18 protein-coding genes are annotated in these 26984 nt (G+C 70.1%); 11 read left to right on the top strand and 7 right to left on the bottom strand.

What is annotated here, in order from left to right:
- Window positions 1–7: 7 nt before the first annotated feature.
- Complete coding sequence (locus tag ISP17_RS03955; protein ID WP_404630244.1) at window positions 8–2305, bottom strand: GH92 family glycosyl hydrolase; 2298 nt, start codon at window positions 2303–2305, stop codon at window positions 8–10.
- Window positions 2306–2486: 181 nt separating this feature from the next.
- Here ISP17_RS03955 and fucP point away from each other — a divergent pair, with 181 nt between their 5' ends.
- The 5 genes from fucP (at window position 2487) to ISP17_RS03930 (ending at window position 9279) form a co-directional block, all read left to right on the top strand.
- Window positions 2487–3791 carry an L-fucose:H+ symporter permease gene (gene fucP / locus ISP17_RS03950; protein WP_404630242.1) on the top strand — a complete coding sequence of 435 codons (1305 nt, stop codon included), beginning with the start codon at window positions 2487–2489 and terminating at the stop codon, window positions 3789–3791.
- A gap of 79 nt (window positions 3792–3870) precedes the next feature.
- Complete coding sequence (locus tag ISP17_RS03945; RefSeq protein ID WP_404630240.1) at window positions 3871–5100, top strand: AGE family epimerase/isomerase; 1230 nt, start codon at window positions 3871–3873, stop codon at window positions 5098–5100.
- A gap of 16 nt (window positions 5101–5116) precedes the next feature.
- Complete coding sequence (locus ISP17_RS03940) at window positions 5117–7096, top strand: M1 family metallopeptidase (RefSeq protein WP_404630238.1); 1980 nt, start codon at window positions 5117–5119, stop codon at window positions 7094–7096.
- 338 nt (window positions 7097–7434) lie between these two features.
- Window positions 7435–8523, top strand: a complete 1089-nt coding sequence (locus tag ISP17_RS03935; RefSeq protein ID WP_404630236.1) for an oxidoreductase — start codon at window positions 7435–7437, stop codon at window positions 8521–8523.
- A 129-nt stretch (window positions 8524–8652) separates the two neighbouring features.
- The gene (locus ISP17_RS03930; RefSeq protein WP_404630234.1) at window positions 8653–9279 is read left to right on the top strand and encodes a phosphatase PAP2 family protein; all 627 of its coding nucleotides are present in this window, start codon (window positions 8653–8655) and stop codon (window positions 9277–9279) included.
- 25 nt (window positions 9280–9304) lie between these two features.
- Here the strand turns inward: ISP17_RS03930 and ISP17_RS03925 are convergent, their stop codons facing one another.
- Window positions 9305–10717, bottom strand: a complete 1413-nt coding sequence (locus ISP17_RS03925) for an ATP-binding protein (protein WP_404630232.1) — start codon at window positions 10715–10717, stop codon at window positions 9305–9307.
- Window positions 10714–11379 (bottom strand): response regulator, encoded by a 666-nt coding sequence (locus ISP17_RS03920; protein WP_404630230.1) that lies wholly within the window; start codon window positions 11377–11379, stop codon window positions 10714–10716. The genes ISP17_RS03925 and ISP17_RS03920 overlap by 4 nt, the downstream gene beginning before the upstream one ends.
- Window positions 11380–11572: 193 nt before the next feature.
- On the opposite strand from ISP17_RS03920, the gene ISP17_RS03915 reads away from it, so the two are divergent.
- From ISP17_RS03915 to ISP17_RS03900, 4 genes are read left to right on the top strand one after another with little or no spacing between them, the layout of a single operon-like run.
- Entirely contained in the window at window positions 11573–12985 is a 1413-nt protein-coding gene (locus tag ISP17_RS03915) for a TolC family protein (RefSeq protein WP_404630228.1), read from the top strand.
- Window positions 12982–14073, top strand: a complete 1092-nt coding sequence (locus ISP17_RS03910; protein ID WP_404630226.1) for an efflux RND transporter periplasmic adaptor subunit — start codon at window positions 12982–12984, stop codon at window positions 14071–14073. The genes ISP17_RS03915 and ISP17_RS03910 overlap by 4 nt, the downstream gene beginning before the upstream one ends.
- Before the next feature lie 14 nt (window positions 14074–14087).
- Window positions 14088–17138 carry an efflux RND transporter permease subunit gene (locus ISP17_RS03905; protein WP_404631417.1) on the top strand — a complete coding sequence of 1017 codons (3051 nt, stop codon included), beginning with the start codon at window positions 14088–14090 and terminating at the stop codon, window positions 17136–17138.
- 54 nt (window positions 17139–17192) lie between these two features.
- Window positions 17193–18224, top strand: a complete 1032-nt coding sequence (locus tag ISP17_RS03900; protein ID WP_404630224.1) for a YncE family protein — start codon at window positions 17193–17195, stop codon at window positions 18222–18224.
- A gap of 73 nt (window positions 18225–18297) precedes the next feature.
- On the opposite strand, the gene ssb is transcribed toward ISP17_RS03900, so the two are convergent.
- On the bottom strand, window positions 18298–18834 hold the full coding sequence (gene ssb / locus ISP17_RS03895) for a single-stranded DNA-binding protein (RefSeq protein ID WP_404630222.1): 537 nt from the start codon (window positions 18832–18834) through the stop codon (window positions 18298–18300).
- 236 nt (window positions 18835–19070) lie between these two features.
- On the opposite strand from ssb, the gene ISP17_RS03890 reads away from it, so the two are divergent.
- Complete coding sequence (locus tag ISP17_RS03890) at window positions 19071–19886, top strand: hypothetical protein (RefSeq protein WP_404630220.1); 816 nt, start codon at window positions 19071–19073, stop codon at window positions 19884–19886.
- Window positions 19887–19889: 3 nt separating this feature from the next.
- Here the strand turns inward: ISP17_RS03890 and ISP17_RS03885 are convergent, their stop codons facing one another.
- The 3 genes from ISP17_RS03885 to ISP17_RS03875 all read right to left on the bottom strand — a co-directional run bounded on the left by ISP17_RS03885 (window position 19890) and on the right by ISP17_RS03875 (window position 25770).
- A complete protein-coding gene (locus ISP17_RS03885) occupies window positions 19890–23366 on the bottom strand; it encodes an EAL domain-containing protein (protein ID WP_404630218.1) in 3477 nt (1158 codons plus the stop codon).
- 115 nt (window positions 23367–23481) lie between these two features.
- Window positions 23482–24477, bottom strand: coding sequence for a DedA family protein/thiosulfate sulfurtransferase GlpE (locus tag ISP17_RS03880; RefSeq protein WP_404630216.1), 996 nt, complete (start codon window positions 24475–24477; stop codon window positions 23482–23484).
- 42 nt (window positions 24478–24519) lie between these two features.
- A complete protein-coding gene (locus ISP17_RS03875) occupies window positions 24520–25770 on the bottom strand; it encodes an MFS transporter (protein ID WP_404630214.1) in 1251 nt (416 codons plus the stop codon).
- A gap of 140 nt (window positions 25771–25910) precedes the next feature.
- On the opposite strand from ISP17_RS03875, the gene ISP17_RS03870 reads away from it, so the two are divergent.
- The gene (locus tag ISP17_RS03870) at window positions 25911–26915 is read left to right on the top strand and encodes a polyprenyl synthetase family protein (RefSeq protein ID WP_404630212.1); all 1005 of its coding nucleotides are present in this window, start codon (window positions 25911–25913) and stop codon (window positions 26913–26915) included.
- The last annotated feature ends 69 nt before the right edge of the window (window positions 26916–26984 follow it).

Here is a 26984-nt window from a genome sequence, read left to right as displayed (position 1 = left end):
ACCGCGATCATCGTGCCAGCGACGCCTGCGTTGCCGCGCCCGCGGGCGCGGCGATCATGCGGAAATGCAGCTCGCCCCCGTCGATCAGGTCGCGGTGGTGCAGAAAGGGCGTCGTCAGGGGCTGGCCGTTCAGGGTGATCTCGCCGACGTAGGGGTGAAGGGCGTCGAAAGGTGCCGCGGTAATCGTGAAGGTTTTGTCACCGGCCAGATGCAGCACCGCCTTCGCCACGAACGGCCGGCCGATCGCGTACACGTCGCTGGCCGGCGTCACCGGATAGAAACCGAGCGCCGTGAACACATACCACGCCGACATCTGGCCCAGGTCGTCGTTGCCGGCCAGGCCATCCGGCCGGGCGGCGTACTGGCTGTCCATGATCTGTTTCAGGCGCTGCTGGGTCTTCTCCGGCGCGCCGGCATAGTCATACAGATAGGCCAGGTGATGGCTGGGCTCGTTGCCGTGGGCATACCAGCCGATCAGGCCGGTGATGTCCTCCACGTGCTTGAAGTGCGCGGGGTCGACCTTGGCGTCGAACACGCCGTCGAGCTTGTCAACGAACTGCTTCTTGCCGCCCATCGCCTCAATCAGCCCGGGCACGTCCTGCGGCACGTACCAGGAGTACTGGAACGCGTTGCCTTCGGTGTAATCGCTGCCGTAGCCGGCCACCGCCGGATCGAACGGCTCGCGGAACGCACCGTTGGCGAGCCGCGCGCGCATGTAGCCGGTCTTCGCATCCCACGCGTTGCGCCAGTTGCCCGCGCGCTTGCCGAAGGTGGCGGCGACGTCGCGCTTGCCCATCGCCGTGGCCATCTGCGCGATGGTCCAGTCGTCGTAGGCGTATTCGAGCGTCTTGGAGGCACCCTCCGGCTCGCGGTCGATCGGCACGTAGCCGAGTTTCATGTAGTCGGCGAGGTCGCCGTACGGCCCGTAGCTGGCGCTGGCCACCATGGCCTGCAGCGCCTCGTTGGCGTCGAAGCCACGCACGCCCTTGAGGTAGGCGTCGGCGATCACCGGCACCGCGTGATAGCCGATCATGCACCACGTCTCCAGCCCGCCGTACGCCCACACCGGCAGGATGCCGAACGGGCTGGCCGCGCGCGCGGCGAGCAGCGAGCGGACGAAGTCGGTGCTCTTGTCCGGATGCAGCAGCACCATCAGCGGCTGCTGGGCGCGGTAGACGTCCCACAGCGACCAGGTGGAGTAGAAGTCGAAGCCCTTCGCCGTGTGCACCTGGTGATCCGGCCCGCGGTACTGCCCGTTGACGTCCATGCTCAGCGTGGGCGAGAGCAGCGCGTGGTAGAGCGCGGTGTAGAACTGCGTGCGCGCGACGGCCGGCGCGTCCACGTCGACATCGGCCAGCGCGTCGCTCCACGCCCGGTGCGCCTGCTGGCGACGGGCATCGAAATCCCAGCCCGCGCCATCGGCATCGAGGTTGGCCAGCGCGCCCGCCTCGCTCACGGTGGAGATCGCCACCTTCACCACCAGCGGCTTGCTCAGCGTGCCGAAATCGAACACGCCTTCCAGCGCGCGGCCGTCCTGCGCGTCGTGATCCTCGCTCTGGTGGCCGGGCCCCTTGAAGCCCTTGTACGGCGCATCGGTGTCGCGGTCGTACAGCGTGCGCGAGGTCATCGGCTGCGAGAAGCGCATCGCGAAGCACAGCGTGCGCCCCGGCGCCCAGCCGTTGGTGAGGCGGCAGCCGGTGACGCTGCCGTCGGTGCGCACGCGCAGGTTCGACCACAGCACCTTGCCGGGGTAGTCGTAGATGCTGGGGCGCAGGTCCAGCAGCAGGTGCGCCGGCTGGCCGGCCGGAAAGGTGTAGCGATGCCAGCCTATGCGGCGGCCCGCGGTGAGCTCGGCGCGTACGCCCGAGTCCGCCAGCGTCACCGCGTAGTAGCCGGCCTGCACCACCTCGCTGGCGTGGCTGAAGCGCGAGCGGTAGCCGCTGCCCGGCACGGCCGCGTCGCCGGGATCGAGCTTCACCGCGCCGGCCAGCGGCATCACCAGCACGTCGCCGAGATCGGAGTGGCCGGAGCCGGAAAAGTGCGTATGCGAGAAACCCAGGATGCTGCTGTCGCCGTACTGGTAACCGGCAGCCCATTTATAGCCGTGCTTGAAGTCCGGCATCGCCGTATCGGGCGAGAGCTGGATCATGCCGAACGGCACCGTGGCACCCGGAAAGGTGTGGCCATCGCCGCCGGTGCCGATGCGCGGATCGACATCGGCAGCATGGTCGGCAGCCGTGGCGATGCCGCCGGCAAGGGCCATCAGGGAAATCAGGAAACGGACATTCCGGAGGAGCTTGCTCATACGGGGACTCGCAGCCAAAAGAGGCGCCCAAGGTAGCACCGCACAACGATGTTGCAGCGCGCGATGGGGAATGCCGTGGAAACGGTTACATTCGCCCGGCTGCTGGCTTTGGCCCGGCTCCGGCTGGAGCATTCGGGGGCTTGTGGCACCCTTGCATCTTCGCCCATCGGGAAACCCTGCCATGGCCTTTGCCGCTCCGCCCGCCGCCGCCGCATCGACCGCGTCCGGCAACGCTCGCTACACCACCTACCCGCTCGCGCTGGGCGTGCTCACCACGATCTTCTTCATGTGGGGCTTCCTCACCTGCTTGAACGACATCCTGGTGCCGCACCTGAAGTCGACGTTCCAGCTCAACTACACCCAGGCGATCCTGGTGCAGTTCACTTTCTTCGGCGCGTATTTCGTGATGGCGATGCCGGCCGGCCGGTTGATCGCCGCGCTGGGTTACAAGAAGGGCATCGTGGCCGGCCTGGCGATCGCCGGCGTAGGCGCACTGGGCTTCTGGCCGGCTGCCGCGCTGCACCTGTACCCGGCCTTCCTCGGTGCGCTGTTCGTGCTGGCCACCGGCATCACCGTGCTGCAGGTGGCCGCCAACCCGTATGTCGCCCTGCTCGGACCGGAGGCGACCAGCTCCAGCCGGCTCACCCTGGCGCAGGCGCTGAATTCGTTCGGCACCACCATCGCGCCGTACTTCGGCAGCGTGTTGATCCTCGCCAATGCGGTGAAGTCGCCGACCGAACTGGCCGCGCTGGCGCCGGCCGACCAGTTGGCCTACCAGGCGCAGCAGGCGCAGTCGGTGCAGTACCCGTACATCGGGCTGGCGGTGGTGCTGTTCCTGCTGGCGCTGTTCGTGTGGGCGTTCCGCCTGCCGGCGCTGACCGAGTCCACCGACAAGGGCGACCACGAACGCCACGGTTTCGCTGAGGTGCTGCGCCATCGCCACGTGCTGTTCGGGGTGATCGGCATCTTCTGCTACGTGGGTGCCGAGGTATCGCTGGGCAGCTACATGGTCAACTACCTGTCGATGCCGGAGATCGGCCACTTGAGCGAGGCCGACGCAGCCAAGTACGTGTCGCTGTACTGGGGCGGCGCGATGCTGGGCCGCTTCGCCGGCTCGTGGATCATGGCGTGGTTCTCGCCGCGCAAGCTGCTGGCGCTGTTCGCCGCGATCAACACCGTGCTGGTGGCCACCACCATGCTCACCACCGGCAACGTGGCGATGTACAGCGTGATCGCCGTGGGCCTGTTCAACTCGATCATGTTCCCGACCATCTTCGCGCTCGGCATCGAGCGGCTCGGGCCGATGACCAGCAAGGCGTCGAGCCTGCTGATCATGGCGATCGTCGGCGGCGCGCTGATCCCGCAGCTGCAGGGCATGCTGGCCGACCGCTTCGGCCTGCAGCACGCCTTCGTGCTGCCGCTGGCGTGCTACCTGTACATCGTGTTCTACGGCCTCAGCGGCTCGAAGGTGCGCAGCGTCGCCTGAGCCTGATCGCCCATCCGCCATCCCCGCCCCGGCGGCGGGGATGTGCCGTTTTCCGCCCTGCCCCGTGGACCGTTCGCGCATGACCCTCGCCGCCCCCATCCCCGCCCTGCCCGACGTGCGCAGCGAAACGTTCCTGCGCGAGCACATCGCGCAGACGATGGCGTTCTACGACGCCCACGCGCATGACCCGGCCGGCGGCTTCTTCCATTACTTCCGCGACGACGGCACGGTTTACGAGCGCAGCCACCGCCACCTGGTGAGCAGCACGCGCTTCGTCTTCAACTACGCGATGGCGGCGATCGAATTCGATCGCGGTGACTACCTCGAAGAGGCACGCCACGGCCTGCGCTATCTGCGCGACGTGCATCGCGATGCCGCCGACGGCAGCTACGCCTGGACCATGCGCGACCACCGGCCCGAGGACGTCACCCGCCACGCCTATGGCATGGCCTTCGTTCTGCTGGCCTACACCACCGCGGTGAAGGCCGGCATCGACGAAGCCCGCGCCTGGATGGACGAGACCTGGCAACTGCTGGAACAGCGCTACTGGGACGCCGAGGCCGGCCTGTACCGCGACGAGGCCGACGCGCATTGGCAGTTCAGTCCGTACCGCGGCCAGAACGCCAACATGCATATGTGCGAGGCGATGATCGCCGCCCACCAGGCCACCGGCGAAGTGCGCTACCTCGATCGCGCCATCACGCTCGCCGACCACATCACGCGCCGCCAGGCCGCACTGGCCGGCGGACTGGTGTGGGAGCACTACGACGCGCACTGGAACGTGGACTGGGACTACCACCGCGACGACCCCAAGCACCTGTTCCGCCCGTGGGGTTTCCAGCCCGGCCACCTCACCGAGTGGGCCAAGCTGCTGCTCACGCTGGAACCGCTGCTGGCGGCGCAAGGACGTGCGCCCGACTGGCTGGCGCCTACCGCGCGTCACCTGTTCGACACGGCGCTGGAACGCGCCTGGGATGACGTCTACGGCGGCATCGCCTACGGCTTCGCGCCGGATGGCCGCGTGTGCGACGACGACAAGTATTTCTGGGTGCAGGCCGAGAGCCTGGCCGCTGCCGCAAGACTTCACGTGCGCACAGGCGAGGCAATCTACGACCAATGGTACGGTCGGCTGTGGGCATACGCGTGGCACACTTTCATCGATCACCGCCACGGCGCCTGGTACCGCATCCTCACCCGCGACAACCGCGCGATGAGCGACGAGAAGAGCCCCGCCGGCAAGACCGATTACCACACCATGGGCGCCTGCCACGACGTGCTCGCCGTGATCCGCGCGGGAGGCATGCCCTGACCATCACGAGGCCCGCATGACTGCACCGCTGCTCCGCCCGCTCGCCGCCGCTCTCCTGTTCACCAGCATCACCGGCGCGCTCGCCGCCGGAGCCGCGCCCGCGTCGCGCTTCGATCCGCAGGAAACCTTCGCGCCCTTCGCTTACCCGCAGCCGGCCACCGCCATGCGCGACGCCAGCGGCAAGCCCGGCCCGCTGTTCTGGCAGAACCGCGCCGACTACGCGATCCAGGCCACGCTCGATCCGGCCGCGCGCCAGCTCAGCGGCACGGAAACCATCACCTACACCAACCACAGCCCCGACGCGCTGGACGTGATCTGGCTGCAGGTGGAACAGAACCGCTATCGCACCGACGCCCGCGGCGCCTTTGGCGGAGACAAATTCCCCACCGAGTTCACCGACGGCGAACACATACGCTCGGTGGAAGTGGAAGACGCATCCGGCCATCGCCAGAAGGCCGCGTGGGTGATCAGCGACACGCGCATGCAGGTGACCTTGCCCACCGCGCTGAAGGCCCGCGACGGCAAGCTCAAGCTGCACATCACCTGGGACTACACCGTGCCGGGCGAATTCGGCGGCCGCACCGACTGGAACGCCAACAAGCAGGGCAACATCTTCGAGATGGCGCAGTGGTACCCGCGCGTATGCGTCTACGACGACCTGCGCGGCTGGGACACCCAGCCCTTCCTCAACAGCGAGTTCTATCTCGAATACGGCGACTTCGATTACCGCGTCACCGTGCCCGCAGACATGATCGTGGTCGGCTCGGGTGAGCTGCTCAATCCGCAGGAGGTGCTGACGAAAGCCCAGCTCAAGCGGCTGGACCAGGCGCGCCACAGCGATACCACGGTGATGATCCGCTCCGCCGCGGAAGTGACTGACCCGGCCTCGCGCCCGAAGCAGGGCGGCACGCTGACCTGGCACTTCGCCATGAAGCACACCCGCGATGTCGCCTTCGGCGCGTCGAAGGCCTTCATCTGGGACGCCGCGCGGATGAACCTGCCCGGCGGCAAGACCGCGCTGGCGATGTCGGCCTATCCGCTGGAAAGCGCCGGCGACAAGGCCTGGGGCGTGGCCACGCAGAACCTCAAGAAGTCGGTGGAGTTCTTCTCCAGGACCTATTTCCCGTATCCGTACCCGGTGGCCATCAACGAAGCGGGCACCGCCGGCGGCATGGAGTACCCGGGCATCACTTTCGACCACAAGAAGGCCGCCGGCCCGGTGCTGCGCATGCTGATCGCGCACGAGATCGGGCACACCTGGTTCCCGATGATCGTGGGTTCCAACGAGCGCCGCGACGCGTGGATGGACGAGGGCTTCAACACCTTCGTCGACGTGTACGAGGCCGAGGCCTTCGACGGCGGCAAGTTCGCGCCCAAGCGCGACAGCGAATACGCGCCGGGCAAGGGCACGCCGGCCGAGCAGATCGCCGCGATCCTGGCCGATCCCGACGCCCCGCCGCCGATGACCTACGCCGACGCGGTGAAGGAGAAATACCGCCACCCGATCACCTACTTCAAGGCCGCCTTCGGCCTGGTGCTGCTGCGCGAGCAGATCATCGGGCCGGAACGCTTCGACCCGGCCTTCCGCCGCTACATCGCCACCTGGGCGTACCGGCACCCGAGCCCCTCGGACTTCTTCCGCTTCATGGCCAGCGACACCGGCGAAGACCTCGACTGGTTCTGGCGCGGCTGGTTCGCGCACAACTGGCAGTTCGACATGAGCGTGGACAAGGTCGCGCCGACCCAGGGCGACTGGAGCAAGGGCGCGGACATCACCGTGTCCAACCACGACAAACTAGTGCTGCCGAACACGCTGGAGCTCACCTACGCCGACGGCAGCAAGCGCGACGTGCGCGTGCCGGTGGAGACCTGGATGCAGCACACCAGCTACGTGGTGCACGTGGACGGCGACCAGCCGATCACCAAGGTGGAACTGGATCCGAAGCACGATCTGCCGGATGCCAACCGCAACAATGACGGCGAGTGGGAGAATTAGGCCCACGGCCCATTCGGCAAGCTCGAAAGCCCGCCGCCCTGGCGGGCTTTCGTCTTTTGCAGCGGACCGGCCGAGCTCGGCACGCGAAGATGAGGGTGGCAGGCAGGCAACGCGGCACAAGGCACTGGATCCCGGCTTTCGCCGGATGACGACTTTGGAGTGCGCGCCAACTATTGCGTTGCGCGTTGGATGTGGCAAAGCCTAACGAAGCTATGTGATCACTTCGCCCTCAAGCTACACGACCGTCATCCCGGCGAAAGCCGGAGACGCTTTTCAACGGCGGACGCCGGTCATCCAGCGTCTTGGGCATGCAAGGCGCGCTCGACACCGGACCCACCATGACAGCCTCTCCACCCATCCGCCTCGGCCTGACCGGCTACGGCTACGCCGGCAAGACCTTCCATGCGCCGCTGATCCGCGCCACGCCCGGACTCGAGCTCGCCGCGGTCACCTCACGCGATGCCGGCAAGGTGCACGCCGACCTGCCCGGGGTTCGCGTGCATGAAACACCGGCCGCCCTCATCGCCGACGACAGCCTCGACGTGGTGGTGATCGCCACGCCCAACGACACCCATGCGCCGCTGGCTGCCGATGCATTGCGCGCGGGCAGGCACGTGGTGATCGACAAGCCGATGGCGCTGAACTTGGCCGAGGCGCGCTCGCTCGTCGCGCTGGCGGAGCGATCCGCCGGCCAGCTCTCGGTCTTCCACAACCGCCGCTGGGACAGCGACTACCTCGCGGTGAAACAGGCCATCGACGAGGGCGCGGTCGGCGAGGTGATGCACTTCGAATCGCACATCGACCGCTACCGCCCCACCGTGCGCGACCGCTGGCGCGAATCGTCCGCGCCCGGCGCGGGCATCTGGTACGACCTCGGCCCACACCTGGTCGACCAGGCGCTGCAGCTGTTCGGCCTGCCCGAGCGCGTGCATGCCGCACTCGCGATCCAGCGCGCGGGCGGCCTGAGCGACGACTGGGCGCACGTGCGGCTGGATTACGGCGCGCGCCAGGTGATCGTGCACGCCAGCATGCTGGCGGCCGGTGGTGCGCGGCGCTTCGTGGTGCACGGCACGCGCGGCAGCCTGGTCAAGGCCGGTGCCGACCGCCAGGAAGCCCAACTGCTGGCCGGCCTCTCACCCGGAGCCCCCGGCTGGGGCGAAGATCCCGATCCGCTCACCGTGATCGACGCGCAAGGCCATGCGCACACGCTGCCGTTGGCCGCAGGCGACCAGCGCCGTTACTACGCCGCCCTGCGCGATGCCATCGCCAGTGAGGCGCCGTGGCCGGTGGCGCCGATCGAGGCGCTGGCGGTAATGGCCGTGATCGACGCCGGCTTCGCCTCGCAGCGTGAAGGCTGCGCCGTTGCGCTGCCCCTTTCCGGGGCTGAACGGGCGACCTTCGCCACCGGGCACGATCAATCGGCGTGATTGAGCTTCGTCAATCCGGCACAAACCGAACACGCGCACGCTGCCTCCCACGTAAGCGGAGCGAAAGCCTCGGCGCCTAGCGTCCCCCGTGCAGGGGCGTATGCCGCCCGAAGCACGGGGAGCCTGATCATGCGTCGTCTATTCGTCGTCCTGTTTTCTCTCGCCACCCTCGCCAGTGGCAGCACCGCGTACGCTGCGGGCGGCCCGTTCGGCATCGACCATCGCCTTCACTACGACAACAGCGGCATCTGGAACCGCAACAACCAGAAGGCGCTGATGTACGGCAGCATCCTCACCGTGGGCGTGGGTGCGCTCGCGCTGGGCGATGACAGCAAGCTGGGCGACACATTCTGGCGCTCGGTCGACTCGATGGTGTTCACCGGCATCGCCGCGACCGGCATGAAGTACGGCTTCCGCCGCGAACGCCCGTCGCAGACCGCCAGCCCCAACCAGTGGTTCAAGAGCTCGAGCGCGCAGAGCTTTCCCAGCGGCGAGGTGGCGGCGATCTCGGCCGCGGTGACACCGTTCATCGTCAACTACGGCGAGGATCATCCCGCGATCTACGCGCTGGCGCTGCTGCCCGCCTACGACGCGGTGGCGCGCATGAAGACGCGCGGCCACTGGCAGAGCGACGTGCTGGTCGGCGCCGCGCTGGGCACCGGCATCGGCATCTGGTCGGCTCATCGTCAATCGCCACTGATCCTCAGCTGGCTGCCGGGGGGCTTCCAGGTGGGGTTCGTGCACCACTTCAAGTAATCAGCCGCGGCCGTCTGGACGGCTGTTACGGTGTGGCAGTAACGGCATGCAAGGCCGGACGGGACTGCCGCGGAAAGCGCACGCGCACGCACAGGCCCTGCCCGCCCGGAGCGTCGTCCAGCTCGATGGACGCGCCGTGCATCTGCGCCACCCGCTGCACGATCGACAGTCCCAGTCCGTAGCCGTCGCCGCGTCCGCCCGGCTCGCGGTGGAAGCGCGCGAACACTTCGGCGCGGCGCTCGGGCGGAATGCCCGGGCCGTTGTCGATCACCTCGATCACCGCCGTGTCGGCCTGTGGCTCCATGCGCAGCTCCACGGCACCGCCTTGCGGCACGTGCCGCAGCGCGTTCTCCACCAGGTTGCGCAGCAGCGCGGCAAGCCCGGCAGCGAAGCCCTCGACCACCAGCGGCTGCGGCGGCAGCGCCAGCGACAGCTCCACGTTCCAGTCGGCGATCGGCAGCGCGAGTTCGTCGATCACTTCCATCGCGATGTCGCGCAGGTCCACCCGGGCGTGCGCCGCGGCGGCGCCGGCCTCGATGCGGGCCAGCGCCAGCAGCTGCTCCACCCGTCGCGCCAGCACGGTGAGCGCCTGCTGGGTCTGCGTCAACGCGAGGTCGGTGCCGGCGCGATCGTGGCTGCCGATCGCCGTCTCCACGTTGATCAGGCTGGTGGCGATCGGCGTGCGCAGCTCGTGCGCCACGTCGGCACTGAAGCGACGCTCGCGCTCGAGCGCATCCTCCAGCCGGGCGAGCTGGTCGTTCAGCGCGGCGATCATCGGCTGCAGCTCCGGTGGCAGCGGCGCCAGGTCAACCGGTTCACGACTGCCGGGCGCGCGACGGCGCAGCGCATCGGCCAGGCGATCGAGCGGTCGCAGGCCGCGGCGCACGGCCCAACCCACCAGCACCGCCACCAGCGGCAAGCCCAGCAGCAGCGGCAGCGCGTGATCCAGCCACAGCGCGCGGGTGATGTCGTTGCGGCTGTCGTAGCGCTCGCCGGCCAGGATGGTGATGCCCAGCGCCGGATCGCGCAGGGTGTAGGTGCGCCAGTGCATGGTATCGAGCACCAGTTCACCGAAACCTTCCGCCCGCCCCGCGGCCCGCGGCACATCGGCGAAATTGGCCGACTCCAGCCGCACCGCGCCGGCGTCGTCGGTGACGCGGAAGCCGACCTCGGTCTCCACCTCGTGGCCGGCCACCGGGATGGTCAGGCGCGGTGGCGCGGGCACCGCGCGATCCGTGCGAGCGCGCAGGGCGTCGATGCCCGCCTGGCGCACCAGCAGGTCGACCGTGCGCGCCGACTGCGCCAGGCGGCCGTCCGACAGCTCGTTCACTTCCACCAGCGTGGCGCGGAAGCTGATGATGCCCAGCGGCACCAGCACCACCGCCAGCGTCGCGATGACCAGCCAGCCCAGCCGCCAGCGCAGGCTCGCCGCGCTCACTGCGGCTCCCGCGGCAGCATGTAGCCGAAGCCGCGCACGGTGCGCACGGTGTCGGCGCCCAGCTTGCGCCGCAGCGAGTGCACCAGCACCTCCAGCGCGCCGCGACCGACCACGTTGTCCAGCCCGTAGATCGAATTCTCCAGGTGTTCCCGGCGCACGATCTGCCCGGCACGCTCCATCAGCTGCTGCAGCAGGGCGAACTCGCGGCGGGTCAGCTCCACCGGCGCGTCGCGGAAACGCACTTCGGCGCTCTCCAGGTCCAGTGACAGCGCACCGGCCTCGATGCGGTTGACCGCGCGGCCGTGCTGGCGGCGCATCAGCGAGCGGATGCGCGCGGCCAGCTCGTCCAGGTGGAACGGCTTGACCAGGTAATCGTCGGCGCCGGCGTCGAGCCCTTTCACGCGTGATTCGAGCCCGTCGCGGGCGGTCATCACGATCACCGGGGTATCGACGTGGTCGCGCCGCGCGGTGGTGAGCACCTCCAGCCCGTCGCGACCGGGCAGGCCCAGGTCCAGCAGCACCAGGTCGGCGCTGCGATCGGCCAGCGCCGCGCTGGCGCTGCGGCCGTCGCGCAGCCAGGTGACGGTGTAGCTCAGGCGCTCCAGCGCGCGCTGGATCGCCGCGCCGAGCTGGGCGTCGTCTTCAACCAGGATGATGTGCACGCCGCTGACTCCTCCGCTTGCCGCTGCCCCATGATGACCGCATCGCCTTGGCGCAACCTTACGTCACGCCCTGCCTGCGATGGTCGATGCCACACCTAAGCTGGGGCAAAGGCGCCGCTGCCATGCTCGTGGTCTGTCGCGCCACCGCGCAGGTGGCGCCGTGCCCATCGATCCGTCCGGTTGAGAGAGCTTCATGCATCGATGCCCCATCGCGCGATCCGGTCGCGGCCCGATCACGGCGGTTCGCGTCTGTCGCGGCCTGTCTGCACTGGCCTTCACCCTGCTGGCCGGCTGCGCCACGTATCGCCCGCTGCCGCTGCCCGCCGGCCACGGCGCCGCGAGCGTAGGCCAGCTCAGCGCCCCGTTGCCGGCACGCGCGTGGTTGCCGGGGCATCGTTTCGATCCCGCCGACGGGCTGGACGTGACCGAGCTGGCAACGCTCGCGGTGGCCAACAATCCGGACCTGCGCAGCAAGCGCGATGCGCTGGGCGTGGCGCGCGCGCAGGCGTTCGCCGCCGGCCTGTTGCCAGACCCGCAGCTCGACCTCGGCGCGGACTTCCCCCGCAGCAACGCCGCCGATCTCACCACCGGTTACAGCGCGGGCATCAGCGCCGATCTCGGCGCCCTGCTCACCCGTTCGTCGCGCGTCGCCGCCGCGCGCAGCCAGGCGCAGCAGGTCAATCTCGACCTGCTGTGGGCCGAGTGGCAGACCGTGGCGCAGGCGCGACTGCTGTTTGAGCAGGTGACCACGCTGCAGGCGCGGCAGGTCCGGCTGCAGCGCGAGCGCGACGCCGTAGCGCCCCTGGTCAGGCAGGTGCAGGCCGCGCTGCGCGCCGGCAACCTCACCCACGACGCGGCCAGCGCCGGCTTGAATGCGCTGGCCGACGTCCGCCAGCGCCTTGCCGACAACGCCGTGGCGCTGCATCAGGTCGAGGCCGACCTGCACGCGCTGCTGGGTTTGGCGCCGGATGCATCGATCACCCTGGTCGGGCCGCCGTGGCAGGCGGAGCCAGCGCCCGCGGCGGTGCGGCAGGCGCTGGATGATTTGCCGCGCCGCCGTCCCGACCTGCTCGCCCTGCAGGCAGGCTACGCCTCGAAGGAAGCCGAGCTGCGCGGGGCGATCCGCGCGCAGTTTCCCGCGATTACGCTGGGCTTCAACACCGCGCGCGACACCAGCGCGGTCTACACGAATGGCGTCACCCTGGGCATCACGCTGCCGCTGTTCGACCGCAACCGCGGCAACATCGCCGTGGCCACCGCGACCCGCCAGCAGCTGCGCGACGACTACGCCGCCCGCGTGCTCGCCACGCGCACCGACATCCAGCGCCTGACCGCCGACCTCGGCACGCTGACCGCAGCCACCGACGCCCAGCGCCGCCACGCCGGCGAGCTGGCGCAGGCGCGTCGCGCGGCGGAATCCGGCTGGCAGCAGGGCGAGCTGGACTGGCCCACCTACCTGACCATCCGCGCCAGCGCCTTGAGCGCCGATCTCGACCGGCTCGATCTAACCCGGCAGCAGGCCACCGCGTCGATCGCGCTGACCGCCCTGCTCGGCAGCACCGAGCTCACCCCCGCTTCCGCTTCTGCCCGAGTCGACACGCCATGATGCCCACCCGCGCCGCGCCCGCCCTTCGCCGACTCTTGCCGCTTGCGCTGCTCGCGCTCCTGCTTGCCGGATGCGGCGGCAGCCATGGCGACAGCGACGATGAGGACGATGGCGCGCCCGCCGCACGCGGCGTGGTCACGGTCAGCACCGCGCTGCCCAGACAGCAGAGCTTCCACGACACGGTCACCGCGTGGGGCAGCGCGGTCAGCGATCCGCAGCGCGCCCGCGTGATCAGCCTGGGCCACGGCGGCCAGCTGCAGGCGCTGAAGGTGAGCGCCGGCCAGCGCGTGCGCCGCGGCGAACCGCTGCTGGTGATCGCGCCCGACCCGGCCGCGCGCAGCGCCTACCAGCAGGCGCAAAGCGCGGCGCAGCTGGCGCGCAGCGAACTGGCGCGTGCATCACAGATGGCCGCCCAGCGGCTGGCCACGCAGTCGCAGCTGGCCGCCGCGCGCAAGGCGGCGGCCGATGCCGAGGCCGCGCTGGCCGCGCAGCGCGCGCTCGGCGGCGGCAGCGCTGAGGAGACCATCGTGGCTCCCGCCGACGGCGTGGTCACCGCCCTCAGCGTGGGCCAGGGCGAGCGCTTCGCCGCCAACGCACCGCTGCTCACCTTCGCGCCGGACCAGGCGCTGGTCGCCGAGCTGGGCGTGCAGCCGTCCGACGGCAGCAAGCTGCGCGCAGGCATGGCGGTGCGCCTGCACGGCGTCTACGGCAACGCGCCCGCGCTCGACGGCACGCTGGCGATGATCGGCGCCGCGGTCGATCCGCAGAGCCACCTGCTGCCGGCGCGGGTCAGCCTGCCGGCGCAGGCCGGCGCCACGCTGGTGGCCGGCGCGCCACTGCGGGCCACCATCGAGACCAGCGACGTCACCGCGTGGGCGGTGCCGCGCGACGCCGTGCTGCACGACGCGCACGGCGACTACCTGTTCCAGCTCGACCACGGCAAGGCCCGCCGCGTGGACGTGACCCTGCGCAGCCCCGACGGCGACCCGGTGGGCGTGCTCGGGCCGCTCGATGCGAAGGCCCCGGTGATCGTGCAGGGCGTGTACGAACTCCACGACGGCGACGCCGTGCAGGAGCCAGCGCGGTGAATCTCTCGCTGTGGATGCAGCGGCACCGGCGCTCGCTGCTGTTTCTCGCCCTGATGCTGGCGCTTGGCGGCATCGCCAGCGCGTTCCTGATGCCGGTGGCGCTGTTCCCCAACGTGGCGTTTCCGCGGGTGCAGGTGACCCTGGATGCGGGCGACCGCCCGGCCGACCAGATGGCGATCGAGGTGACCACGCCGCTGGAGGAGGCGGTGCGACGCGTGCGCGGCGTGCGCGACGTGCGTTCCACCACCAGCCGCGGCAGCGCCGAGATCGCGGTCACCTTCGACTGGGGCGCGGACATGGCCGCCGCGCTGCAGGAGGTGAATGCCGCGGCCGGACAGATCCTGCCGCAGCTGCCCACCGGCACCGCGCTGGAGACGCGGCGGATGGACCCCACCACCTTCCCGGTGCTGGCCTACAGCCTGCGCTCGCACACGCTCTCGCCCGCCGCGCTGCACGACCTGGCCGAATACCAGCTGCGCCCGCTGCTGAGCGGCATCAACGGCGTGGCCCGCGTCGGCGTGCAGGGCGGCGAGGTGGCCGAGTTCCACGCCGATGTCGATCCAGACAAGCTGCGCGCGTTCGACCTGAGCCTCGCCGACGTGAGCAGCGCGGTGACCCGCGCCGCCACCATCGACGCGATGGGACGCGTATCCGACCACTACAAGCTGTACCTGCTGCTGGCGGACAACCAGCCCAGGTCGATCGCCGCGCTGGGCGACATCGTGCTGCGCGCTACGCCCGGCGGCATGGTGCGACTGCGCGACGTGGCGACGATCCGGCTGGGCCACGTGCCGCAGTGGATCAAGGTCAACGCCGACGGTCAGAACGCGGTGCTGCTGCAGGTCTACCAGCAGCCTGACGGCAACAGCGTGCAGATCGCCCGCGAGGTGCGGCAGCGGCTGGCCGACTTCGCCCCGCAGATGCCGGCCGGGGTGAACCTGGCCAACTGGTACGACCAGACCCAGCTCGTCACCCATGCCGCCGGCAGCGTGCGCGACGCGATCCTGATCGGCATCGCGCTGGCGGGGCTGGTGCTGTTCGTGTTCCTGCGCAACACGCGGGTGATCTTCATCGCGCTGATCGTGGTGCCGGCCGTGCTGGCGATCACCGTGCTGCTGCTGCGCGTGCTGGGCATGAGCTTCAACATGATGACGCTGGGCGGCATGGCCGCCGCGGTGGGCCTGATCATCGACGACGTGATCGTGATGCTCGAACACATCATGCGCCGGCTGGGCGGCGACAGCGGCGACGACCCGACGCATGCACGCATCGCCGGCGCGGCGTGGGAGTTCACCCGGCCGCTGACCGGCTCCAGCGCGGCCACGGTGGTGATCTTCCTGCCGCTGGCGTTTCTCTCCGGCGTCACCGGCGCGTTCTTCAAGGCGCTGTCGCTGACCATGGCCAGCGCGCTGATCATCTCCTACCTGCTGACCTGGATCGCCGTGCCGCTGCTGGCCGAGCGCTTCCTCGACCGGCGCCACCGCATCGAGCATCCGCCCGGGCGCTTCACCCGGCGCATGATGGCCGGCTACGAACGCACGCTGCAGGCGTGGCTCGCGCGGCCACTGCTGATCCTGCTGCTGGTGGTGCCGCTGCTGATCGTGGGCGCGCTGGCCTATACGCGGGTGGGCACCGGCTTCATGCCGAGCATGGACGAGGGCGGCTTCATCCTCGATTACCGCTCCGATCCGGGCACCTCGCTGGAGGAAACCGATCGCCTGCTGCGCCAGGTCGAGGCGATCATCCGCGCCAATCCTAACGTGGACACCTACTCGCGGCGCACCGGCCTGCAGCTCGGCGGCGGCCTCACCGAGGCCAACGAAGGCGACTTCTTCGTGCGACTCAGGAATGGTTCGCGGCCCAGCACCGAGCAGGTGATGGAGCAGGTACGCGGCAAGGTCGAGGCGCAGGTGCCCGGGCTGGACATCGAACTGGCGCAGCTGATGGAAGACCTGATCGGCGACCTGGTGGCCGTGCCGCAGCCGATCGAGGTGCAGCTGTACGGGGACGATCCGCAACAGCTCGGCGCCACCGCCGGCAAGGTGGCCGCGTTGATCGGCAAGATCGACGGCGTGGTCGGTGTGCGCGACGGCATCAACCCGGCCGGCGACGCGCTCGACATCCGCGTCGATCCCGCCCGTGCGGCGCTGCAGGGGCTCGACCCGGTCGGCGTGGCCGACCAGGTCAACGCGGCGGTCGACGGCACCGTGGCCGCGCGCTTGCCCACCGGCGGCAAGCTGGTCGGCGTGCGCGTACGCCTGCCCGACGACGCGCGCCAACACATCGAGCAGATCGGCGCGCTGCCGATCCGCGCCGGCGACGGCCATCTGCTGCCGCTGTCGCAGGTCGCCACGCTGACTCCGGTGCAGGGCCAGCCGCAGATCACCCGCGACAACCTCAAGCGCATGGTCGCGGTCACCGGCCGCATCAGCGGGCGCAGCCTGGGTTCGGCGATCGCCGACGTGAAGGCGGCACTGGGCAGGCCGGGCGTGCTGCCCAAGGGCATGTTCTACCAGCTTGGCGGGCTGTATCAGCAGCAGCAGCAGGCGTTCCGCGGGCTCACCATCGTGATGGTGGCGGCGATCGCGCTGGTGTTCACCCTGCTGCTGTTTTTGTACGAAAGCTTCCGCGTGGCGCTGGCGATCCTGGCGATGCCGCTGCTGGCCTTGCCGGCGGTGTTCATCGGGCTGTGGCTCACCGGCATCGAGCTCAACATCTCCTCGATGATGGGCATGACGATGATCGTGGGCATCGTCACCGAAGTGGCGATCTTCTACTTCTCCGAGCTGCAGCAGGCCGACGATGACGATGCGCAGCGCGAGCTGCCGCTGCACGATGCGCTGCATCGCGCCGGCCGGCACCGCACGCGGCCGATCCTGATGTCCACCCTCGCCGCCATGCTCACCCTGCTGCCGCTGGCACTGGCGATCGGCCAGGGCTCGCAGATGCAGCAGCCGCTGGCGGTGGCGATCATCGCCGGCCTGCTGGTGCAGGTGCCGCTGGTGCTGCTGGTGATGCCGGTGCTGTACGCCGTGCTGCGCCGGCATCGCCGGGCGGCGACCTGACCCCGCCCTCACGTTCGCCTGTTTCTCTTCACTCACCGCAAGGGAACCACCGCCATGAAGCCACTGCTTCGCTCCGCCCTGCCCGCCGCCCTCGCCCTGCTGCTGGCGCCGCTCGTTTCCGCGCACGCCGGCGGCGCGGCTCCGCTGAAGGTGATCGACCGCCTGCCGCTGGGCGGCCCCGGCGGCTGGGACTACCTCTCCGTGGATGCGCCGCACCGGCATCTGTTCGTCAGTCGCGGCGACCGCGTGGTGGTGGTCGATCTCGTCAGCGGCAAGCCGGTCGGCACCATCACCGACACCGCCGGCGTGCACGGCGTGGCCGTCGCCGAGGATCTCGGGCAGGGTTTCACCAGCAACGGCGCGAGCGCCTCGGTGACGGTATTCGACCTGGCCACGCTGAAGCCGCTGGGCACCATCGCCGGCACCGGCCAGAACCCGGACGCGATCCTCTACGACGCAGCCTCGCGCCACGTCTTCACCTTCAACGGCCGCAGCGCCTCGGCCAGCGTGATCGACCCGGCCAAACGCGCGGTGATCGCCACCATCACCCTGCCCGGCAAGCCGGAATTCGCCCAGGCCGACGGCGCCGGCCACATCTACGTGAACATCGAGGACAAGGCCGAGCTGGTCGAGCTCGATACACGCAGCAACGCCGTGCTGCACACTTGGTCGCTGGCGCCGTGCGAATCGCCCAGCGGGCTGGCGCTGGACAACGCGCACCATCGCCTGTTCTCGGTCTGCGACAACCGCATCATGGTGGTGACCGACGCAAACACCGGCAAGCAGGTCGCCACGGTGGCGATCGGCGACGGCCCCGACGCCGCGGCCTTCGATCCGGCCACCGCCATGGCCTATAGCTCCAACGGCCGCAGCGGCACGATCACCGTCGTGCACGAAGACGACGCCGACCACTACACCGTCGCCGCCACCGTCCCCACGCAAAAGAGCGCGCGCACCATGACGCTTGATCCGCAGACGCACCGTCTCTATCTCTCCACCGCCACCCCGGGCACCAAGAAGAACGCGCGCGGCTGGCCCGGGATGCTGCCGGGCAGCTTCACCGTGCTGGTGGTCGGTCAACCCTGAGTCGCGTCGCCCCCGCACAAGCAAAAAAGCCCGCATCGCTGCGGGCTTTTTGTCGAGGGCTGAGCCGGTTCGATCAGAACGGGATGTCGTCGTCGTCGAAGCCGCCGGTGTCGGCGGGGGCCGGAGCCTGGCGCGGCATGTCGTTGCCGCCGCGGTTGTAGTCGCCGCCACCGCCCCGGTTGCCGCCGCCACCGGAACGGCCGCCACCACCGCCGCCCTGGCCGCGCTGCTGGAAGCCGCCACCGCCACCACCGCCCATTCCGCCGCCCTCGGCGCCGCCGCCGAGCATCTGCATCTCGCTGGCCACGATGTCGGTGCTGTAGCGCTCCACGCCCTGCTTGTCGGTGTACTTGTCGGTGCGCAGCGAGCCTTCGATGTAGATCTGGCGGCCCTTCTTCAGGTACTCACCGGCGATCTCGGCGAGGCGGCCGAACAGCTTCACCCGGTGCCACTCGGTGCGCTCCTGCTTTTCGCCGCTCTGCTTGTCGGTCCAGCTCTCGGAGGTGGCCACGCTGAGCGAGGTGATCGCCGTGCCGCTAGCGGTGTAGCGCACTTCCGGATCCGCGCCCAGATTGCCGACCAGGATGACCTTGTTGATACCGCGTGCCATGGGACTACCTCGCTTTGCTGGGCCGGCGCGCGCATCGCCCGGCCGACGGTGTGGTGTGGCCGGGCGAGCGGCTGCGGCCGCGCCCGACGGACTGCCTATCATAGCCGTCCGCTCCGCTTTCGGCGTGGTCCGGGCCGGGTCGGGCCGCATCCATGCCGGCACCCCCTGCGTAGAAACCATCGGCCACGCGCGCTGTGCCGCGACGCGCCGACCCGTTTCCGCCCTGGAGAAAGCGCTTGACGATCGCCCCGTTGCCGGCCACCCGTGCGGCCGCACTGACCCTGCTGCTCGCCTGCGCCGGCACCGCGCTGGCCGACACACCCACGCCGATCGGCGGCATCCGCCAGCTCGAGGGCAGCGCCTATGCCACCGGCGACGGCCACCTGATGTATCGCGAGTCGCACTGGCTGTTCGACGACGCGCAGGGACCGGGGCGCCTGGTGCTGTACCGCTGCCCGGACGGCCGCCCCTTCGCGCGCAAGCTGCTGCACGAGGACGGCAATGCGCAGGCGCCGGATTTCGAACTGGTCGACGGCCGCACCGGCTACCGCGAGGGCGTGCTGCACACGGGCGACGGGCGCGTGGTGTTCGTGCGCAAGAGCGCCGCAGCGAGCGAACGCAGCGCGCCCCTGGATACCACCCCGCTGCCGGTGATCGACGCCGGCTTCGACGCCTGGATCCGCAGCCATTGGGACCGCCTCGGTCGCGGCGACTCGGACACCGTGCCGTTCGTGATCCCCAGCCGGCTGGGTACGCTGAAGTTCAGCGTGAAGCGGATCGACGACGCCACCGTCGAAGGGCGCCCGGCGCGGCAGTACCGCCTGAGCCTGGCGGGCTGGATCGGGTTTGCGCTGCCGCACATCGACGTGGCCTACGACGAGCGCAGCCGGGCGCTGCTGCGCTTCGTGGGCATCGCCAACATCCACGCCAGCGACGGCGACAACGTGCGGGCGCGCATCGTGTTCGACCCGACGCAGGAGCGCATGGCGACGCCGACCGAACTGGCGCAGGCGCGGCAGGCACCGCTGGACGGTCACTGCCCGATTCCCTGAGCTTCAGGCTCCGGCCGCGACCTGCACGCCGAACAGCTGCGCCAGCGGTTCAGGGCGATGGAAGAGGTAGCCCTGGGCGAAATCCACCGGGAACGTCGCCAGGATCGACAGCAGCTCGTCGCGCTCCACGCACTCGGCGATGGTCTGGATGCCCAGCACCCGGGCCACCTCGCAGAAGCTGCGCACGGACACCTGGTCGAGTGGATCGCTGGCCAGGCCGAGCACGAACTGGCCGTCGATCTTGAGATAGTCCACGTCCAGGTACTTGAGGTAGCCGAACGAGGCGACGCCTGCGCCGAAATCGTCCAGCGCGATGCGGATGCCGCGGCTGCGCATCGCTTCCAGGAAGGCCCGCGCCACAGCCAGATTGGTGATGGCGGCGGTCTCGGTGATCTCGAAGCACAGCCGCCGCACGTCGAAGCGCGCGCGCTCGATCAACCCGCCGACGAAATCGTGGAAGGCTCGATCGCCGATCGACTGGCCGGACAGGTTGATCGAGAGCATCGCCGGCATGTCAGCGCGGTCGTGCCAGTCCGAGAGCAGGTCGAACACCGTCTGCACCACCCAGCGATCGATGCGGCTGGCCAGCTGGTAGCGCTCGGCCGCGGGCATGAAGGCCGCCGGTGATACCGGCTCGCCGTCCTCGCCGAGCATCCGCAGCAGCACCTCGGCATGCCAGCCGTGCCGGTCGGCATGCCCGGACACCGGCTGGATGCGCTGGGCGTAGAGCACGAAGCCGTGCTGATCCAGCGCCTGCTCGATCCGCGCGCCCCACGCGGCATCGCCGGCATGCGCCTGCACCGAGGCATCCTGCGCGGCCCAGGTATGGACGCGCCCACGCCCGGCCGATTTGGCGATGTAGCAGGAGATGTCCGCCGCGCGCATCACCGCGTCCAGCTCGTACATCGCGCCGGCGATCGGTACCAGGCCGATGCTGGCGCCGACGCGGAAACCCTGCCCGGTGCCGGCGACATAGCGATAGTCGTCCGCCGCGTCGCAGATGGCCTGGGCGATGTGCTCGGCCTGCTCGCGCGGACAGCCTTCCAGCAGCACCGCGAACTCGTCGCCGCCCAGCCGTGCCACCGTGTCGTGGCTGCGCACGCAGGCGCGCATGAGGCTGGCCATCTGCACCAGCACCTCATCGCCGGCGTGATGGCCGCAGGTGTCGTTGACGATCTTGAAGTTGTCCAGATCCACGAACAGCACGGCGCCATGCTCGCCCTCGTCGCCGGCGCGGCGCAGGAAACGCATCACGCGCTCCTTGTACTCGGTGCGGTTGGGTAAGCCGGTGAGCGCGTCGTGGCGCGCCTGGTGGGAGATCTCGCGACTCAGCGCGCGCGCTGCGGTGACATCGTGGAACACCAGCACCGCACCACGCACGGTGCCGTCGTCATCCTTGATCGGCGCGGCGGAATCCTCGATGCCGAACTCGCGCCCGTCGCGCGCCACCAGCACGGTGTTGTGCGCCAGCCCCACGATGCGACGCTCCGCCAGCGCCGTCTCCACCGGGTTGATCACGGCGTGATGGGTTTCCTCGCTGAGCAGCCGCAGCACCTCGCCGATCGGTCGACCGACCGCCTCGTCCACGCGCCAGCCGGTCAGCGTCTCGGCCACCGGATTGAGCCAGGTGACATGCGCCTGCGCGTCGGTGGTGACCACCGCGTCACCGATGGAGTGCAGGGTGACGCGCAGCAGCTCGCGGTTTTCCGCCAGCGCGAGTTCGGCCTGCTTGCGGCGCGTGATGTCCTGCAGGCTGCCGGTGATACGCACGGGGCGACCGTGCTCGGTCTCCACCTCGCCCAGCGTGCGCACCCAGATCGCGCGCCCGCTGAAGGTGGTACACGGCAGCTCCATGTCCCAGCCGCCGCCGCCGCGGGTGGCGCGTTCCAGCGCGGCCTGCAGGCGCACGCGTGCCTCCTCGGAAAACAGCGCCATGGTGCTGCCGAACCCGGGCACGTAAGCGGCCGGCATGTCGACGATGCGCCGCGCCTGCTCCGACCAGGTGGTCGCCCGCGTGGCCAGGTCCACCCGCCAGCCGCCCACCCGGGCGACGTCGCCGGTGCGCTGCAGGAAGCCGCGGCTCTCACGCAGCTCGTCTTCCATGGCGCGGCGCTCGGTGATGTTGGCGAGGATCACGATGAAGCTGGTCAGCTGCACGTCGCGCCCGCGTACCGGCTGCACTTCCAGCTCCACCCACAGCGGCTCGCCGTGGCGATCGCGCATCGGCGCCTCGCCCTGGAACGGGACGACCTCCTGCACGGCGCGCTTCACTGCCGCGCACGCATCGTCGGCATGCGGCTGTTCGCCAAGCAGATCGCACAGCAGCCGGCCCTGCACGTCGTCCGCGGCATGGCCGACCAGCCGGGTGAAGGCGGGGTTGCTCCATGCGACCCGGCCGTCGACCGTGATGATCGCCACGGCATTGCTGGTGAGGCGCGCCACCGTGGCGAGACGATCGAGCTCCAGCGTCATCGAATGCGCCAGATCGAGCGCGCGCTGGCGACCGGCGATGAGCAGCCACGTCACCGCGGCGATCAGCAGGCTGAGTACGCCGCCGGCCAGGCCCAGACGGCGCGCCTGGGCGGCGTCGTTCGCCACGGCCGCATCGAAGGCGGGCGTGCTGCGCACGACCAGGCGCAGGTGCCGCCCGCCCACGGTCAGCTCGACCTCACGCTGGTAGTGCGAGCGGTAGGCGGGAGGCGCCTGATCCATCGACGGATACACCGTGACCGACGTCGGCGTGGTGATGTCGGCCAGCGTGAAATCCACCAGCCGCTCGTCGCCGACGAGCGAGTGCAGCATGCGGGGGTACTCGACCGCCGCGTAGACCAGGCCCAGCAGCTCGCGGGCGGGCCCGGGGGCAAACACCGGCAGGAAATACAGTGCACCGAACTGGCTGCCGCCGCCCTGCATCAGGTGGATCGGCCCAGTGGCGGTGAATGCGCCGCTGGCCAGCGCCCGCAGTACCGCCTCGCGCCGCACCGGCTCGGCACCCACGTCCAGACCCAACGCCGCAGCATTGCGCTCGATCGGCTCGATCGAGCGGATCACGTACAACTGCTGCGGATCGCCGCTGGTGCGCACCGCAAACGGCTGCGCGTACCACGCCTGCGTGCGCGCCACGAAGGCGGCGCGCTCGTTGCCGGACACCGGCTCGATGAAACCGAACCCGTAGACGCCGGGAAATTCGCGCACGAGGTCCCGCGCCAGCACCGCGCGGCGAAATTCGTCCGGGGTCGGCCGGCGCTGGATCGACAGCACCATGCCGCGCAGGCCGCCCAGGCCATAGGCTGGAACGGTCAGCCGCGAGGCGACTTCCTGACGCAGCTGGGCGCTGGACTTGCGGAACTGGCTGTCGCGCACGGCCTGCGCGTCGGCCGCGGTGCGGGCCACGATCCAGGCGGTGACGGCGCAGCCGACCGCGAACATGCCCAGGGTTCCCAGCAGCGCTTCCCGCAACACCCGGCGTCTGGATTTCACCGTGATCTCCGCAGGCCAAGGACATCCGGCGCCATCCCCGCCGGCCGCGTGCGCAGGCTACAACCAGCCCGCCAGGCGATTTTGCACGGATCGGGTACGGCGAAGGCGAGCTGGATCAAACCCGCAGCGAGGGGGCCGGCCGCGGTTCGCGGCGAGCCGCCCCCGGCGGCGACCCGGACAGACGCTCCAGCGTGTAGCCGGCGGCGTCCCAGGCATCGAGCCCGCCCTGCAGCGGGCGCACCCGGCGATAGCCCAGCGACATCAGCAGCTGCGCCGCCTTGGCCGCGGAGACTTCGTTGGGACAACTGCAATAGATCACCAGCTCGCGATCGCGCGGCACGTCGGCCAGCGCCGTGTGCACGCCCTCCAGATCGGCCAGCAGGGCGCCGGGGATCACCCGGCCATCGAGCAGGCGCGAGGCCGAGGACCGCACGTCCACCACCACCGGGTTCTGGCCGGCGGCGATCGCCTCGTTCAGTTCGTCCACGGAGATGCGCGCCATGCGCAGCGCCGCCAGCAGGCGATGGCGCTGCCACCACTTCGCGGCGATGTAGAGCAGCAGCAGGGCGAACAGGGCCTCCAGCGCCACCGTGCCGGCCTGCTCGATCGCCGCCAGCACGCGGTCCACCTGGGCCGAAAAGGCATAACCCAGCCCCACCGCCAGACCGGCCCACAGCAGCGAGCCGACGCCGTCGAGCAGCAGGAACGCACCCGCGCGCAGGCCCATCGCCCCCACCAGCGGCGGCGCCACGGTGGACAGTCCCGGCACGAACTTGGCCACCAGCAGCATGCGTCCGCGCCAGCGCTGGAAACGCAGCTCGGATTGCTTCACGCAGGAATCGGGGGACAACGAGATGCGGCACAGCGTGCGCATCACGCCCGCACCGAAGCGCCTGCCGGCGAGATACCACGCCGTGTCGCTGAGCAGGCAGGCCAGCAGGGCCGCCAGCAGCACGCCGGCCAGCGGCAGCCGATCACCCGCGGACAGCGCGCCGGCCACCACCAGCGTGGGCACCGCCGGCAGCGGCGCGCCGGCCTGTTCGACCAGCACGTTGAAAAACACCACCAGCAGCCCGTACTGGGCGATCAGCATGATGAGCTCGTGAGCCATGCAGGCGTCCCTGACGCGGCCGAAGCCGACCGCAGGGGCCCATCATTGGGCCGGGTCGGCGCCTTTGCAATCGGCCGCCATCGGCAGCCGCGACGACGCCTCGGCGGGGGTGGCGGCGGCAGTGGCGATGCGCCGCGCGCCGAGTACCACCAGCGGCAGCCACAGCAGGGTGAGCGCCGCCGCACAGGCGAACACGCCGGCAGTACCGAGCCGGCCCAGCGCGATGCCGCCGACGGCGCCACCGACGAACGCGCCCAGGAACTGGCTGGTGGAATATGCGCCCATCGCCGCGCCGCGCAGCGCCGCCGGAGCGAGGCGCGACACCAGGCTGGGCAGCGCCGCCTCCAGCAGGTTGAAGCCGGAGAAGAACATCGCCGCCGCCACGCCGAGCAGGGCGATGTGATCGCCGCCGAGCGCAAACCCCAGCAGCGCCAGGCCGATCACCACGATGCACACCGTCACGATGCGCAGGCTCTGCGCGATCTCCTTCATGCGGTGCAGGCTGGCGCCCATCACGAACGCGGCGATCACCATCACCGGCAGGTACAGCTCCCAGTGGCGGCTCACCGGCAGGTGCAGCTTGTCCACCAGCAGCAGCGGCAGGCCGACGAAGCTGGCGGTCAGCAGCAGGTGCAGGAAAAACACCGAGCCGTTGAGCACCAGCATGCGGCTGTCGCGCAGCATCGCCAGCACGCTGCCGAACCCGGACGCCGCCGGCGCGCGCACGCGCTCGGGCGTGGGCACGATCAGCCACAGCAGGGCCAGCGCGAGCAGGGCGAGGATCGAGGTGGCGGCAAACAGCCCGGACAGCCCGTCGACCGCCTCCAGCGGCGGGCCGAGGATCAGCGCCAGCAGGAAGGCCATGCCGATCGACACGCCGATGATGCCCATCACCTTGCTGCGGTTTTCCTCGCGGGTGAGGTCGGCGGCCAGCGCGGTGCCGGCGCCGGCCACCGCGCCCATGCCCTGCAGCGCGCGGCCGATCACGATGCCCATCAAGGTATGCGACATCGCCGCCACCAGCCCGCCCAGCGCGAACACCGCCAGGCCCATGCTGATCGCCGGCTTGCGCCCGATGCGGTCGGACAGCAGCCCGAGCGGAATCTGCAGGCACATCTGGCCCAGCCCGTACACGCCCAGCGCCAGGCCGATCAGCAGCGGCGTGGAATCCGGCAGCGCCTTCGCGTACACCGAGAACACCGGCATGATCAGGAACAGGCCGAACAGGCGCAGGCTGATCACGCAGGCCAGGGTCAGCGCGCTGCGGCGTTCGAGAGGGGAAAGGGCGCTCACGGCGCGATCGGGAAAAGGCAAACCATCGGCACAGTATACGGAGCGGTGGCATGGCATCGTTGCGGCGGCATGTCGCGTCGCCACGCGGGCGCGCCCGGTCATGCGCAAACCCTATAATCGGTCGCTTGCCAATTGCCGCCATGAAGAACCCGATGCCCGCCGACGCCTCCCGCCCCGACGACTTCACCCGCGTACGCGAGCTGGCCGCCGGCGACATGCAGCGCGTCGATGCGCTGATCCGCAGCCGGCTCGCCTCCGACGTGGTGCTGATCAACCAGATCGCCGAGCACATCATCGCCGGCGGCGGCAAAAGGTTGCGACCGATGCTGCACGTGCTGGCCGCGGGCGCCGCCGGCTATACGGGGGACCAGCACGTCAAGCTCGCCGCGATCGTCGAGTTCATCCACACCTCCACCCTGCTGCACGATGACGTGGTGGACGAGTCGGACCTGCGCCGCGGCCGCAAGACCGCCAACGCACTGTGGGGCAACGCGGCCAGCGTGCTGGTCGGCGACTTCCTCTACTCGCGCTCGTTCCAGCTGATGGTGGAACTGGACGACATGCGCATCATGCGGATCCTCGCCGACACCACCAACACCATCGCCGAGGGCGAGGTGCTGCAGCTGCTCAACATCGGCAACGCCGACGTCGACGAGACGGCGTACCTGGCCGTGATCGAGCGCAAGACCGCGGTGCTGTTCGCCGCCGCCACCGAGCTGGGCGGCCTGCTCGGCGGCCTGCCGGACGACCAGGTGGCCGCACTGCGCAGCTACGGCATGGAGCTCGGCTACGCCTTCCAGATCGCCGACGACCTGCTCGACTACGTCAGCGACGCCGACACGCTGGGCAAGAACATCGGCGACGACCTGGCCGAAGGCAAGCCGACCCTGCCGCTGATCTATGCGCTGCAGCGCGCCGACGAGGAGCAGCGGCGCTCGCTGCGCCACGCGATCGAACATGGCGGACTGGATTCGCTCGATCGCATCATCGCCTCGATCCGCGACTCCGGCGCGCTGGAGCGCACCCGCGAGCGCGCTGAACACCACGCCCGCGCGGCCCGCGCCGCACTGGACAGCCTGCCCGCCTCGGCGCATCGCGACGCCCTGCTGGCGCTGGCCGACTACTCGGTCGCCCGCAACCACTGAGCCGGGCGAGCGGCCAGTCCGCGCCCGCAGCAGCCGGGGCATGACCGATGCCCCATGCCGTCCACCGGC

The sequence above is a fragment of the Dyella ginsengisoli genome, from assembly GCF_044904665.1.
GTDB classification, from domain to species: domain Bacteria; phylum Pseudomonadota; class Gammaproteobacteria; order Xanthomonadales; family Rhodanobacteraceae; genus Dyella_A; species Dyella_A ginsengisoli.
The sequence above is the reverse complement of the archived record's forward strand: the minus strand, read 5'-3'. Positions and strand labels throughout refer to the sequence as shown.